Source organism: Rheinheimera sp. ATLC3 (assembly GCF_059429535.1).
The window spans coordinates 3,063,307-3,076,393 of record NZ_CM182103.1; the positions used below are offsets into that span (position 1 = coordinate 3,063,307).

General features: G+C 52.8%; 10 protein-coding genes. 3 read left to right on the forward strand and 7 right to left on the reverse strand.

Translation table 11 applies throughout. The features are described from left to right. The first annotated feature begins 9 nt into the window (after window positions 1-9). On the forward strand, window positions 10-399 hold the full coding sequence (locus AC5SV9_RS14110) for a YacL family protein (RefSeq protein WP_397471883.1): 390 nt from the start codon (window positions 10-12) through the stop codon (window positions 397-399). A 5-nt stretch (window positions 400-404) separates the two neighbouring features. Here AC5SV9_RS14110 and AC5SV9_RS14115 read toward each other — a convergent pair whose 3' ends face one another. Then, window positions 405-3,719, reverse strand: coding sequence for a two-component regulator propeller domain-containing protein (locus AC5SV9_RS14115; RefSeq protein WP_475151298.1), 3,315 nt, complete (start codon window positions 3,717-3,719; stop codon window positions 405-407). 361 nt (window positions 3,720-4,080) lie between these two features. Here AC5SV9_RS14115 and glnK point away from each other — a divergent pair, with 361 nt between their 5' ends. Together glnK and AC5SV9_RS14125 are read left to right on the forward strand one after the other, a co-directional pair. Next, window positions 4,081-4,419, forward strand: a complete 339-nt coding sequence (glnK, locus tag AC5SV9_RS14120; protein WP_027672351.1) for a P-II family nitrogen regulator — start codon at window positions 4,081-4,083, stop codon at window positions 4,417-4,419. Window positions 4,420-4,431: 12 nt separating this feature from the next. Then, window positions 4,432-5,706 carry an ammonium transporter gene (locus AC5SV9_RS14125; protein ID WP_226766717.1) on the forward strand — a complete coding sequence of 425 codons (1,275 nt, stop codon included), beginning with the start codon at window positions 4,432-4,434 and terminating at the stop codon, window positions 5,704-5,706. Between the two features lie 182 nt (window positions 5,707-5,888). Here AC5SV9_RS14125 and AC5SV9_RS14130 read toward each other — a convergent pair whose 3' ends face one another. The 6 genes from AC5SV9_RS14130 to AC5SV9_RS14155 all read right to left on the reverse strand — a co-directional run bounded on the left by AC5SV9_RS14130 (window position 5,889) and on the right by AC5SV9_RS14155 (window position 13,068). Next, window positions 5,889-7,520 (reverse strand): amino acid ABC transporter ATP-binding/permease protein, encoded by a 1,632-nt coding sequence (locus AC5SV9_RS14130; RefSeq protein WP_475151295.1) that lies wholly within the window; start codon window positions 7,518-7,520, stop codon window positions 5,889-5,891. Continuing rightward, on the reverse strand, window positions 7,507-9,267 hold the full coding sequence (cydD, locus tag AC5SV9_RS14135) for a thiol reductant ABC exporter subunit CydD (protein WP_475151292.1): 1,761 nt from the start codon (window positions 9,265-9,267) through the stop codon (window positions 7,507-7,509). The genes AC5SV9_RS14130 and cydD overlap by 14 nt, the downstream gene beginning before the upstream one ends. After that, entirely contained in the window at window positions 9,233-9,346 is a 114-nt protein-coding gene (gene cydX / locus AC5SV9_RS14140) for a cytochrome bd-I oxidase subunit CydX (protein ID WP_134052141.1), read from the reverse strand. Before cydX ends, cydD begins: the two co-directional genes overlap by 35 nt. Window positions 9,347-9,370: 24 nt before the next feature. Then, the gene (cydB, locus tag AC5SV9_RS14145) at window positions 9,371-10,507 is read right to left on the reverse strand and encodes a cytochrome d ubiquinol oxidase subunit II (RefSeq protein WP_475151290.1); all 1,137 of its coding nucleotides are present in this window, start codon (window positions 10,505-10,507) and stop codon (window positions 9,371-9,373) included. A gap of 1 nt (window position 10,508) precedes the next feature. After that, a complete protein-coding gene (locus tag AC5SV9_RS14150; RefSeq protein WP_475151287.1) occupies window positions 10,509-12,068 on the reverse strand; it encodes a cytochrome ubiquinol oxidase subunit I in 1,560 nt (519 codons plus the stop codon). 139 nt (window positions 12,069-12,207) lie between these two features. Beyond that, on the reverse strand, window positions 12,208-13,068 hold the full coding sequence (locus AC5SV9_RS14155) for a MurR/RpiR family transcriptional regulator (RefSeq protein WP_134052135.1): 861 nt from the start codon (window positions 13,066-13,068) through the stop codon (window positions 12,208-12,210). Window positions 13,069-13,087: the final 19 nt, after the last annotated feature.

A 13,087-nucleotide genomic window follows, 5' to 3' on the forward strand; every position in this document is an offset into this window, starting at 1 on the left:
AGCACTAGCGTGGAATACGATTTTACTTATGATCGCAATAGCAATAAATTCGGTATCCGCCTGGCGGAAGAGCATGAAGTGCTGGGGCGGTTTTTACTTGAAGAGTTTGGTCAGCTGGCGGGAGCTTATCAGCCGTTATTGCAGCAATTGTCTGCACTTAATTCGCACCAGAGTATGCAGTATCAGGGCCGCGAATATCTGTTAGAGATTGATGCCGGCGAGGTGACGTTAAGCCACAATACATTGTTTTACACCACAGAGCAGCCATTGCCTGAGCGGCAGCAGCATAAAGTGGCTGACGATGACTTGCAACTGGATGAGCAGGGCATGAGCATGCAATGTGGCCTGGAAGACTTACTAAAACTGCTGCGCGACTGGCAGCAGTTTCTGTCAGAGTAAGCAGTTTATATCTGAAGCGGCAGTAACAGCGTAAAACAGGTACCCTCATTGGGCGCGCTGGTCACGGTAATGCTGCCGCGCAATTTTTGTGTCACCAGGTTATAGACAATATGCAGGCCTAAGCCGGTACCGCCCTGGTGGCGGTTAGTGGTAAAAAACGGGTCGAAAATCCGTTCCAGATTATCTTTGCTGATACCTGCACCGTTGTCAGCAAACACAATTTCAACCTTGTCTTTTAACTGCCGGCAACTGATGCTGATGTTGCCACTGGCGCTGTCTTTAAATGCATGCACCACAGCATTCTGGGTAAAGTTGGTGATGATTTGGCCAATGCTGCCAGGGTAACTGTCCATTTCAATCTCAGGCGGGCAGCTGATATCGAATGTAATATCGCGGTGTTTCCACATCAGGCTAAGGCTTTCCAGCAGCTCGTCCAGATACAGTGCCAGTTTAAAACGGCGCTGATTGTCCGCAGTGCGGTCGACCGATACCTGTTTAAAGTTAGCCACTAACTGTGCTGCACGCTGCAGGTTGCTGTCGAGTAAGCGGGTAGCCTGTTCGAGCTTTTGTAAAAATGTATCCAGTTCCTGGCGGCGGATATTACCGCTGCTGAGTTTTTGTTGCAGTTGGCGGCTTTCTTCGCTGACAACACTGCTGGCCGTCAGCGCCACGCCAAGCGGCGTATTGACTTCATGTGCAACCCCGGCAACCAGTTGCCCGAGCACGGCCATTTTTTCTGTCCGCACCAGCTCTTTCATCGTAGAGGCGAGCTGTTGCAACGTTTGTTCTGCTTTGTTCTTCGACTCTTCCAGTGCACTGGTGCGCTCTTCAACCAGCATCGCCAGTTGACGCTGGCGTTTATGCAGTTGTCTGAGCTGAAATGCGGGCAAACCCGGCAGTAGCGCCACCAGCAACAGCAGTAACAATAATCTGGCCCACCAGGTTTCCCACCATAAGGGCAGCACTCTAACCGCCAGCTGGTATTCATCGCTCCACGGCGATTGCTGCACCCCGGCACGCAGCCGGAACAGATACTGGCCTGGTGGCAGGCGTTCAAAACCTGCTGTGCGTTTGCCGGGGTCCTGTGTGATCCAGTTGCTGTCTAAAGGGTCGAGCCGGTATTGAAATTGTACCTGAGCAGTTTCAATAAACTCACGGGTTGAATAGTGGAGCCTGATACTACGCGCACCCGCAGCTGGTACGGTAAGTTGATGTTTAGCATGTAGTATTTTTGCCAACGCTGCATCGGCCAGCGGGGCGACAGGATCTAGTGGAGCATTATTTACCAGTATGCTCTGAATATGAGGTTCGGCGACAGACGTGGCTTGATATGCTAATACCCGCTCAGGCTGAAACACAGTAAAGCCATCCATACCACCAAAGGCGAGGCTACCGTCGCTAAGCCGGGTAGCCGAGGCATTAATGTAATCGCGTTTTAAGGTGCCGTGGCGGTAGCCAAAGTTACGAAATTGCAAAGTGCCGGGGCTGAACACCGAAATACCAAACGCCGTGCTAAGCCACAGATTGCCTTGATTGTCACTGGCGATGCTCTTTAGCTGGCCACTGTTTAAGCCTTGCTGCTCGCTATATTGCACAAAACGGGCATTTGCCGGCTCTGCGGCATACAGCATTTCATATAAGCCGGAGCCATTACTGGCAAGCCAGTAGCGATTATCGGCGCTGGTGATAAAATCCATCGGTGCGGTTGGCAGGCCCGGCGCGCTCTGGTTGTCGCTAACGCCGGGTGTGTGGGTAAATAACAACGTAGCACTGGCACGATCAAACCAACTTAACCCCAGATAGCTGCCGACCAGTACTTTGTCCTGGCCGAGCGGGCGGATAAAGGTTACCGAGCGGTTCAGCGGGTGTATGGCAATCACCTCTGTCAGCTCGTGGTTGGTGACGACAATACCGAACTGCTCAATGGCCAGCCAGATATGTTGTTCATCGGCCCACATCCGCCTGACCGGGCCTTTAGCCACACTGTCAGGTAAGTGCAGTTGCTGACTGAGTCCTGTTATTTTATCCAGGCTACTGATGCCAAGGGTGTGCCCGAACCACAGCTGAGCCCCTCTGTCCAGTGTACTGTAATAGGTCAGGCTGTTTTGCATATCGCCGGCAGGCACAAAACCGCTTTGCTTCGCCGTTAGCGTAAACAGGCCGTCGGCGGTGCCGGCCCAAAGCTTATCTTGCCAGGCGGCCAGCGTGATTGTCGCCGGGTTACGCACTGCTGCCATCAGGGGCAGGTCGGGTGTAATGCTGGAAAACAGGTTATTTGCCTGGTTCAGCCGCGATACGCCGCCGTTCCAACTGCCAACCCAGATACTGCCTTGGGCATCAGCCAGCACAGAGACGACTTTGCCGCTGCCGAGGCTGGTGGGATTATGGCGCTGATGATAAAACGAGGCGTGCTGCTGCCATTTGCCCTGCTTTAACCTTAACTGGTTCAGACCATGCTGAGTGACAACCCAGATATCAGCGTTGTTGTCCATGGTGATACTGCGGATTTCACGGCTGATAAGATCCTTGTCGTAATTAACCAGCTCAACTGATTGCCAGTTTTGCTGCTCCGGCTCAAACAGCATTAACCCTTTGTGTTCAAGGCCAGCCCAGAGCCGGCCTGCCTTATCATGATACAGCGCCAGCACAGAAGCATATTCAACAGGAAAGGCCATAGTGTCACGTAAGGTTTTGCTGGCGATATCAATACGGTACAACCCCTGGGGTGTGCCAAACCACAGGCTGCCATCGTTGTCGGCAGATATTGCCGTGATATTCTGCGGCTGCGCTGACGGGCCGCTATACCACAGTTGTAATGTCTGGCTGGCATCCTGCCATAGCGCTATGCCCCTGTCAGTACCGACCCAGAGCCGGTTTTGCTGATCCAAATGCAATGACAGCACTATATCATTGCCAGAACTACGCTGCGGCAGTGGCCGAAAACGCTCGAATACACCCGCTTTAGGGTCATAACGGTTCAGGCCGTTCAGGGTGCCTACCCAAAGCACGCCATGCTGGTCTACGACCAGAGACGTAATAAAGTTGTCGCTGATGGTTGTGGCATGTTCACCGGGCATAAACACTTTTACATCGAAGCCGTCATAACGGTTCAACCCGTTCTGGGTGCCAATCCAGATATTGCCGTCATGATCCTGCACCAAAGCGGTTACAGTGTTTTGTGATAACCCTTGCTGAATATCGAGCCGGGAGAAGCGCGAGGTCGATTGGACAGATATTTGTGCTGACGCAGCCCAGGTTACAGTCAGCGTCAGCCACAGCACAGCATAAAGCGCAAGATGTTGTCTTACCTGGCAAAGCATAACGTAGATCCCTGGACACGATGCAGGAACGCCACTACATCTGTTGTAATAACCATAGTAGTACATCTGCCAGCTGCCGACAGTGCAAGCAAAAGTTTTGTTTTTATGCAGTTACTTATCAATCTATGGCAGTGAAAGCCGCTTACCGCTGCCGGGCTTTTAAACACTGAACCTGATGCGTCGCCTGATGAAGGTTAGCTGCACAGACTAAGTGAATAAACGCACCAAATAAGTGCATTTATTCTGTCCAGTATCGTCTAATTTTTATTAAGTTTATGATTTAAAACACTTTTAAAAAGTTGGCACAAGGTTTTCTTAATAAAAGCTGAATCGCTCAGACGACTACTATAGGGAAAACATCATGAAGCTTGTATGTGCCATCATCAAGCCGTTCAAACTGGACGATGTACGCGAAGCCATAGCTGACATTGGGGTAGAAGGTTTAACGGTAACAGAAGTAAAAGGTTTCGGCCGCCAGAAAGGGCACACCGAATTATACCGTGGTGCGGAATACCAGGTTGATTTTCTGCCGAAAGTAAAACTGGAAATTGCCACTTTGGATGACCAGGTTGACCGCCTGATTGAAGCCATCCAAAAAGCGGCTTATACCGGCCGTATCGGCGACGGTAAAATTTTCGTTTATGACCTGGAGCAGGCTGTGCGGATACGCACCGGCGAGTCTGACGCTGAAGCCATATAAGGAGCTGTTATCATGCAAGAGCAAATTTATCACTTACAGTATGCCATGGATACCTTCTACTTCCTGATGTGTGGAGTATTAGTAATGTGGATGGCAGCAGGTTTCTCGATGTTGGAAGCCGGCCTGGTACGGGCGAAAAATACCACTGAAATTCTGACTAAAAACGTCGCGCTTTACTCTATTGCCTGCATCATGTATCTGGTGTGCGGTTACGCCTTCATGTACGGCGGCGAGTATTTCTTAACAGGTATCGGCGCTGTTGATGTTGATGCCACCCTGACCAGCTTTGCCGAGCGTGAAGATGGCTTCACCGGTGGCGCTGTGTATTCAACGGCTTCAGACTTTTTCTTTCAGGTTGTGTTTGTGGCAACCGCAATGTCCATTGTATCGGGTGCTGTAGCAGAACGTATGAAGCTATGGGCATTTCTGGCGTTTTCAGTCGTCATGACCGGCTTTATCTATCCGATGGAAGGTTCATGGACCTGGGGTGGTAATGCGGTATTTGGCCTGTATTCACTGGGCGATGACTTTGGTTTCTCAGACTTTGCCGGTTCAGGCATCGTGCATATGGCAGGTGCGGCAGCGGCGTTGGCAGGTGTGTTACTGCTGGGCGCGCGTAAAGGTAAATACAGCAAAGACGGCAAAGTCAGTGCTATTCCGGGGGCCAATATGCCAATGGCCACGCTGGGTACCTTAATTCTGTGGATGGGTTGGTTCGGTTTTAACGGCGGCTCAGTATTAAAGCTGGGTGATATCAGTAATGCCAACGCCGTCGCTGTGGTGTTCTTAAATACTAATGCTGCGGCCGCAGCCGGCGCGATAGCGGCACTGGCACTGTCAGTGATTTTATTCCGCAAAGCCGACTTAACTATGGCATTAAACGGTGCTCTGGCTGGCCTGGTTGCCATTACCGCTGAGCCTTCAACGCCTACTGCGCTGCAGTCCACGCTGTTCGGCGCCATCGCCGGTGTATTGGTTGTCGCGTCTATTATTGGTCTGGATAAACTGAAAATTGATGACCCGGTTGGTGCTATCTCTGTGCATGGCGTGGTGGGTCTGTTCGGTTTGTTACTGGTACCGCTGTCAAAAGAAGGCACCAGTTTTGTTGGTCAGCTGGTGGGTGCGGCAACCATCTTTGTCTGGGTTTTTGTTACCAGTCTGATTGTCTGGTACGTACTGAAACTGGTAATTGGTATTCGCGTTAGCGAAGAAGCTGAGTACGAAGGCGTTGACGCCTCAGAGTGTGGTATCGAAGCCTACCCTGAGTTCGTCGCGTCGGTAAAGTAAGCAGCCTGGGAAGAGTTGGTGGAACTTCCCGGGAGCGAGTGAGCGAGGGTGAGGCAGTTAATGCCGCAGCCCACGCGAACTGAACGTCCCCACCAAACTACGTCTATCCTTGTCCTTTGTCTTTTTATCTGACACCCCGTGCTAATTAGCGCGGGGTTTTTTTATGGTTGATGCCGTCGCCCTTACTGCCCCTGATGTAGTTGCAGCAGCTGTGCCTGTGGTATATCAAGGCGCTGGTGGCTGACAATAACTAAGATGCCGTTACGCTGGCGCTGCAGTAAAGCGTGCAGCACCTGCTGCGTTGTGTCGGGGTCTAGCCCGGCAAAAGGCTCATCCAGTAACAGTACCGGCCGGTGTGTCAGCAGTAAACGCGCCAGCGCGATACGCCGGGCCTGGCCACCTGATACTGCCGCGCCATATTCCCCCAGTACCGTATCAAGCTGTTGCGGTTGGTTTTGCGCCCAATCTTGTAGCGCGGTGTCTTTAAGCACCTGCCACAGCTGCGCATCACTGGCATCAGGCGCGCCAAGGCGTAGGTTTTGCGCCAGTGTCAGATCAAAAATATCGGCCTGCTGGCTTAAATAACCCAGCGTCTTGCCAAGCTGCCATTCGCTGTAAGGCAGGCCATTCAACTGCAGTGTGCCTGTTACCGCTAGCTGATTGGCCAAGGCTTGCAGTAAGGTGGTTTTACCACTGCCGGAAGCGCCGCTTATCAGCAAAATGCTGCCGCTTTGCAATGTGAAACTGACGTTGTCCGGGCCATACAGCGCACCGTCTTGCCGGGCTGATAACTGTATTGCGGTTAAGGTTAATGCGCCTTGTGGTTCGGGTTTGCCACTTTGTGACTGAACGGCGCGCTCAGCCAGCTGATTTAAACGGTTGCGGGCCGCCAGGCTCATACCAAGCGCAATAAAACTCTGACACAGTGGCAGCATCACTTCGTACAACGCCCACAGCGCCAGGGCGGCAGCCAGCAGCAGAGGCACGGTCAGAGCCTGCGCTGCCAGAAGCTGCGCGCCCTGCCACAGTAGCAGCAGCAGGCTAAGTGCCAGTATGCTTTGCTGCAACAATGCACAGCGGCTACTAAGCTGCTGCTGTTGTAGCTGCAACTCTAGGCAGTGCTGATCCTGGGCGCTAAACTGGCGCGTTTTGTCCTGCCAGCGTTGCCATATCAGCAGTGCCGGCAACATCGTCAAAGGCTCCAGTAGCAGGGTGCGGCGTAACGCAGCAGCGCTGGTTTCGTGCGCCGCCAGTTTGATGGCGCGTTTAAAGGTCAGTACCGGAACAAACAGTGCCAGCAGCAAGGGTAAGCCTGCGGTGTAAAGTAGCGTAGGCGCCAGTAAATACCAGAACAGCAACAATAGTGTGCTCAGGCTCAGCGCCCATAACCAGGGCGCAATAACCTTTAATGGCAGCTGATCCAGTAAATCAATATCGGTGACCAGACGCTGCAGTGTGTCGGCGGAATGGTGGCCGCTGCGGCTGTTTGCTAACGCATTAAAGGTTTTTACCCGTAGGTCTTTTAACAGCCCAAGTGCTGCATAGTGCGAGGTTAAACGCTCGGCGTAGCGCCCGGCCGTGCGGCCTATGGCACACAGCCGGATAATGGCCGCCGGGCGAAAATAGTCAAAGCCATAGGCCGCCGCACTGGCTAAACCCGCCAGCGCAGCCGCGCTGATAAACCAGCCGGACAATGCCAGCAGTGTAATGGCGCATAACAGCGTGACAGCACCGAGCAGCAGTGCCAACAGCCAGCTGCTGCGGCGGCTGGTTAGCAGGGTACGTAAACGGACAACCGGCTCAGGCGCTGACATGCTGTGAACTCTCGTTAAGGCTGGCACTGGGTGCCGGTAACTTTACTACCTGATCAAGCCAGTTCAGGCCATGCAGCTGATGGCTGACAATAATCAGGCTTTTGCCCCGGCTCAGCTTGCCGATTAACTGGTGTAGCCTGTAAGCGGTGGCGCCATCGAGGTGTGCTGTCGGCTCGTCCAGCAGCCAGAGTTTGGTATCCTGCAGTAACAGTTGCGCCAGCGCCAGACGCTGCAACTGACCACCGGATAAACCCAGCCCGCGCTCGCCCAGTTGCGTCTCTAACCCCAGCGGAAGTTGGCACACCAGCGGCCACAGCTCAACCTGTTGCAGAATGTCGATAAGTTGCTCATCGCTGGCTGTGGGGGCAGCCAAACGCAGGTTATCAGCAATAGACGCTGCGGCAATGCTGCTGTGCTGCGCCATATAACCCAGCTGCTGCTGCCAGTGATTGCGCTCAAGCTGCAGCAAGGGGTGCTGATTAACCATAATGCTGCCCTGATAGGGCACAAACCCCAGTAAGGCATGTAACAGGCTGGACTTCCCGGTTCCGCTAGGCCCTTGTAGCGCGATACGTGTACCGGCAGCTAAGGTGAAACTCAGTGGTGCCAGGCGCTGGCGGTTGTCATCGCCGGTGATTTGCAGCTGCTCAATGCTTAACTGCGGGGCACTTTGCAGTATTAGTTGCTGCGTGCCCGGGTGTTGCCAGCTCTGGCTGTGCAGCACGGGTGTCAATTCGCTGATAGCGGCTTCGGCCTGTGCTTTAGCATGATAATCAGTGCCAAGCTGGCGCAGAGGCGCATAAAACTCCGGTGCCAGCAGCAGAATAAACAGCGCGCCCTGGTAAGCTACCGGGATCTCACCTTTGGCCCAGGGCAAAATACCCAATAAGCCAAGCCCCAGATAAAGCGCCAGCAAGGCAATCGCCAGGGCTGAAAAGAATTCCAGCACAGCCGTAGATAAAAATGCCAGTTTTAGTACCTGCATGCTGCTGTCGCGGTAGTGCCCGGCTGCATTGGCTACTGTCGCGCTTGCTCGTTCGGTGGCCTGCAGCTGCTGCAATGTTGGCATGCCGCGCACCAAATCGAGAAAACGGCCACTCATGCGGCTGAGTTTTTGCAACTGGCGCTGACTGGCGGCAGCTGCGGCATTACCGAGTAAAATCATAAATACCGGCACTAAGGGCGCGGTGATAAGCAGAATAACCGCTGCCAATGGGCTGTAAACAAAGGTGGCGGCAACCAGCAATAACGGTGTGATCAACACCAGATAACGCTGCACATAATAACGGCTGATAAAGCCATCCAGCGCATCTACCTGCTCCAGTACAGCACTGCTTAAGCTACCATCACTGCCATACCGGCTCTTACCCGGCCCGGTCTGCGCCAGTTTATCCAGCAAAGTGGCGCGAAGGTTAAGGCGTACCTGCTGACTGGCACGCAGGCTTAGTTGCTCGCGGCCGTATTGCAACAAAGGCCGCCCCAACAGGCATAACGCCAGCCAGGGCAACACTGTCGTTAAAAGTGCCACAGCGTCAGTCGTGCCGGTAGCAGATGGCTGGCTGTCGGTCAGCCAGCGGGCAAATAGCACTGATAGCAGATAACTTTGCAGAATGAACAGCAGGCCGGCTGACACAGCCAGTGCCAGAGCAGCAAACAACTTAGGCTGCTCTGGCCGCAATAGCTGCATCAGCTGTGCATTGGCAGGGGTTGAACTACTCAGCGTCGTTTTCCTCGCCTTCGTAGCCATTTAACTCCAGCCACATGGCATTGATAATGCCAAATGAACAGGCCAGTAATACCCCTAAAATCCAGGCAAAATACCACATAATTGGCTCCTTCTTTATCGGTTATCAGTACAACGAATGGCTGTTATCGCGTATGTGCTGCTCGTTTAAGCGGCCACGCATGACGAAATAACTCCAGGCGGTGTAAGCCAGAATAAGCGGCACAAATATGCAGGCCACCACAAACATGATCATCAGAGTGGTTTCACTGGCTGTTGCATCCCACATGGTCAGGCTGTGTGCCGGAACTGAGCTTGATGGCATCACAAACGGAAACATGCTGATACCTGCAGTCAGGATAACCATCGCCATCGCAAGCGCCGAGCTGACAAAGGCCAATACATGGCGACGGCCTTTACTTGCCAGCGCACACAGTGCAAAGCCCGCTATGCCAAGCGCGGGTACCAGCCATAGCAGCGGCCATTTGCCATAGTTGCTAAACCAGGCAGCACTGACCATTGCCACGGTTTTTTCTGTGGTACGGTTAGCGCCATTAGTATCAATGATGCTGTTTATTACATAACCGTCGATACCCATGTACAGCCAGACACCGGCTAGTACAAACACCACAGCACATATCAGCGAGGTTAAGGTTGCCAGCTTTTCACTGCGCTGTTTTAAACCACCTTCGGTTTTCAGTTGCAGGTAAGTTGCACCGTGATTCACAAACATCAGCAGGCTTAACACCCCGGCCAGCAGTGCGAACGGATTCAGTAGCGCCCAGAAGCTGCCGGTGTAATGCAGGCGTAAAATATCGTCAAAGTGAAACGGCACACCTTGCAGCAGGTTACCAAAGGCCACACCGAAAATCAGTGCCGGTATGGCCGAGCCGGCTGTTAAGGCCCAGTCCCAGCGGCTACGCCAGGTTTCACTGTCTATTTTGGCGCGGTATTCAAAGCCGATAGGCCGTAAGAACAGCGCAAACAACGTCAGCATCAGTGCCAGGTAAAACCCACTGAACGAGGCGGCATAAACGGTAGGCCAGGCAGCAAACAGCGCGCCGCCGGCGGTGATCAGCCACACCTGGTTACCATCCCAGTGCGGCGCTATGGCATTGATCATGACGCGACGCTCATCGTTGCTGTTGCCTATCACTTTGAGCAGCGCAGCAACGCCCATGTCAAAACCGTCGGTGACAGCAAAACCAATCAGTAATACACCAATTAACAGCCACCAGATAAAACGCAGTGCTTCGTAATCCATGTTATGCCTCCTTCGCGCCAGCAGGGGTTTCTAAGTCGTATTTACCGGTATGCAGGCTGGAGGGGCCGAGCCTGGCGTACTTGGTCATTAACCACATTTCAATGATCACAAAGATGGTATACAGCACCACTATAGTGCCTAAGCTGATCCAGATGTCGGTGACTGTCAGCTGTGACACCGCCATATGGGTTGGCAGAATTTCACCTATAGCCCAGGGCTGGCGGCCATATTCAGCAACAAACCAGCCTGCTTCACTGGCCAGCCAGGGCAGGGGTAGGCTAAACAACGCAAATTTGAGCAGCCATTTAGGTTTTTGCACTGTGCGCCGCGCACTGTGCCAGAACGCCAGCGTAAACAGTAGCAACATGGATACACCACAGGCCACCATCAGACGGAAACTCCAGAACAGCGGGCCGACAGCAGGAATAGAGTCTTCCACTGCCTGGGCAATCTGCTCGTTGGTCGCGTTGGCAACGTCGTCAGTGTAGGCTGTCAGTAACATGCCGTAACCCAAATCGTCGCTTACCTCATTAAAACGCTCGACTGTGGCAGGCGACTTATCGCCAGCACGGTATTGCTGCAGCAATACATAGGCTTCTTGGCCGCGGATAATGCGCTCTAGATGTTGCTTTTTCAGATCGGATAAACCGGTAACTTCTTCGTCCAGAGAACGGGTGGCTATCAGCCCCAGTACCGCCGGTATTTTTAACGCGTAGTTGGTCTGTTCGGCTTCGCGGTCAGGGATACCAAACACCGTAAAAGCAGCCGGTGCCGGATGGGTATGCCACTCGGCTTCAACCGCGGCCAGTTTGACTTTTTGCACATCGCCAAGCTCGTAACCGGATTCATCGCCCAGCACGATAACAGACAAGGCGCTGGCCAGGCCAAAAGCCGACGCTATGGCAAAGCTGCGCCGGGCAAAGGCTAAATCGCGGCCTTTTAGCAGATACCAGCTGGATATGGCCAGTACAAAAATGGCGCCGGTGACATAGCCAGCTGATACGGTGTGAACAAATTTCACCTGCGCTACCGGGTTAAGCAGTACATCAGCAAAGCTGGTCAGCTCCATACGCATGGTATCGACATTAAACACTGAGCCGACAGGGTGTTGCATCCAGCCATTGGCGATCAGGATCCACAGCGCAGACAGGTTAGTCGCCAGCGCCATCAGCCAGGTTACCGCTAAGTGTTTTTCTTTACTTAAACGGTCCCAGCCAAAAAAGAACAGGCCAAACAACGTTGATTCAAGAAAGAACGCCATTAGGGCTTCAATGGCCAGCGGTGCGCCAAAAATATCGCCGACATAATGCGAATAATACGACCAGTTGGTACCAAACTGGAACTCCATCGCAATGCCGGTGGTAACCCCCAGCGCAAAGTTAATACCAAACAACTTACCCCAGAACTTGGTCATATCGCGGTAAATGGTTTTACCGGTCATGACATAAACCGATTCCATAATAGCCAGCAAAAATGACAAGCCAAGGGTAAGAGGAACAAACAGGAAGTGGATCATTGCCGTAAAGGCGAACTGAAGTCGGGACAGGTCTACAATATCCATCTGCATACTCCGCGTGCGCAGGTTAATGGGAATCTGTACCTACAAAGTAGTACAGTGATACCACTATACAAGCTAACGCGGTAAACACTTATGCGCTGGATCAAGCTTTTACCGCATTACATTAGCGATTTTGCAAGTACTAGCGTTTTCTGGCTAAGAAGGTATCGACGGCTTTATTCGATGCCGCCAGCTTTTTACGGCCCTGCGGGCAGGTTTGGGTTAACAGAATAAACAGCGTATCGATAACCAGTTCCTGCGCATTGCGGGCCAATATTGACGATAGCCGGGCAGAGCTTTCATCCGCTACCGTATACAAATTCAGCCCGGCCAGTTTGGCCACGCTGTTGCTGCCATAAGCCGTAATACTGATGATTTGCACGCCGTTAGCGGCAGCCTGCTCGGTAATTTTCACACTATCGGGGGTTTCGCCGGATTCACTCAGCACCACCAGTACATCTTCATTGGTGTAATTGGCAATGTTGGCCAACTGGATATGGGTATCAGTTTCGGCCAGTGCCGCCGTGCCGAGCTTTTGCAGTTTGTACGAGAAGTCTTTTGCCACCAGCGCCGAGCCGCCTTTACCACACAATAACACCCGTTTGGCACTGCGCAGCCACAGTGCGGCCTGCTCATAACTGGTTTGCGAGTTAATGGCATGGGTTTTTTGCAGTACATTAATTTTACTGGCCAGCAGTTTTTCCCGCATGGTGCTGAAGGTGTCTTCCAGCGAAATCTCACCATGCAGCTTGTCACCGCTGATAGCAGGTACCTGATGATGCAGGCTGTCGCTTATGGCAAATTTAAAATCAGGGTAGCCTTTGTAACCCAGTTTCTGCGTAAAACGCACCACGCTTGCCTGGCTGATACCCACTGCTTTGGCCAGCATTTGCGAGGGCATATCGCGGATATGGTCCGGGTTTGCCAGAATATAGTCGGCCAGTTGCTGCTCTGCGCGCGGCAGTTTTTCACGTAACGCATTTATTTTATCAAGTACAGACATCCGTTCGTCCTGTGTAGGG

What these genes read in the sequence shown, in the direction of transcription:
- AC5SV9_RS14115 (WP_475151298.1), bottom strand. Translation starts at nt 3,719, where the DNA reads ATGCTTTGCCAGGTAAGACAACATCTTGCGCTTTATGCTGTGCTGTGG.
- glnK (WP_027672351.1), top strand. Translation starts at nt 4,081, where the DNA reads ATGAAGCTTGTATGTGCCATCATCAAGCCGTTCAAACTGGACGATGTA.
- AC5SV9_RS14125 (WP_226766717.1), top strand. Translation starts at nt 4,432, where the DNA reads ATGCAAGAGCAAATTTATCACTTACAGTATGCCATGGATACCTTCTAC.
- AC5SV9_RS14130 (WP_475151295.1), bottom strand. Translation starts at nt 7,520, where the DNA reads ATGTCAGCGCCTGAGCCGGTTGTCCGTTTACGTACCCTGCTAACCAGC.
- cydD (WP_475151292.1), bottom strand. Translation starts at nt 9,267, where the DNA reads ATGGCTACGAAGGCGAGGAAAACGACGCTGAGTAGTTCAACCCCTGCC.
- cydX (WP_134052141.1), bottom strand. Translation starts at nt 9,346, where the DNA reads ATGTGGTATTTTGCCTGGATTTTAGGGGTATTACTGGCCTGTTCATTT.
- cydB (WP_475151290.1), bottom strand. Translation starts at nt 10,507, where the DNA reads ATGGATTACGAAGCACTGCGTTTTATCTGGTGGCTGTTAATTGGTGTA.
- AC5SV9_RS14150 (WP_475151287.1), bottom strand. Translation starts at nt 12,068, where the DNA reads ATGGATATTGTAGACCTGTCCCGACTTCAGTTCGCCTTTACGGCAATG.
- AC5SV9_RS14155 (WP_134052135.1), bottom strand. Translation starts at nt 13,068, where the DNA reads ATGTCTGTACTTGATAAAATAAATGCGTTACGTGAAAAACTGCCGCGC.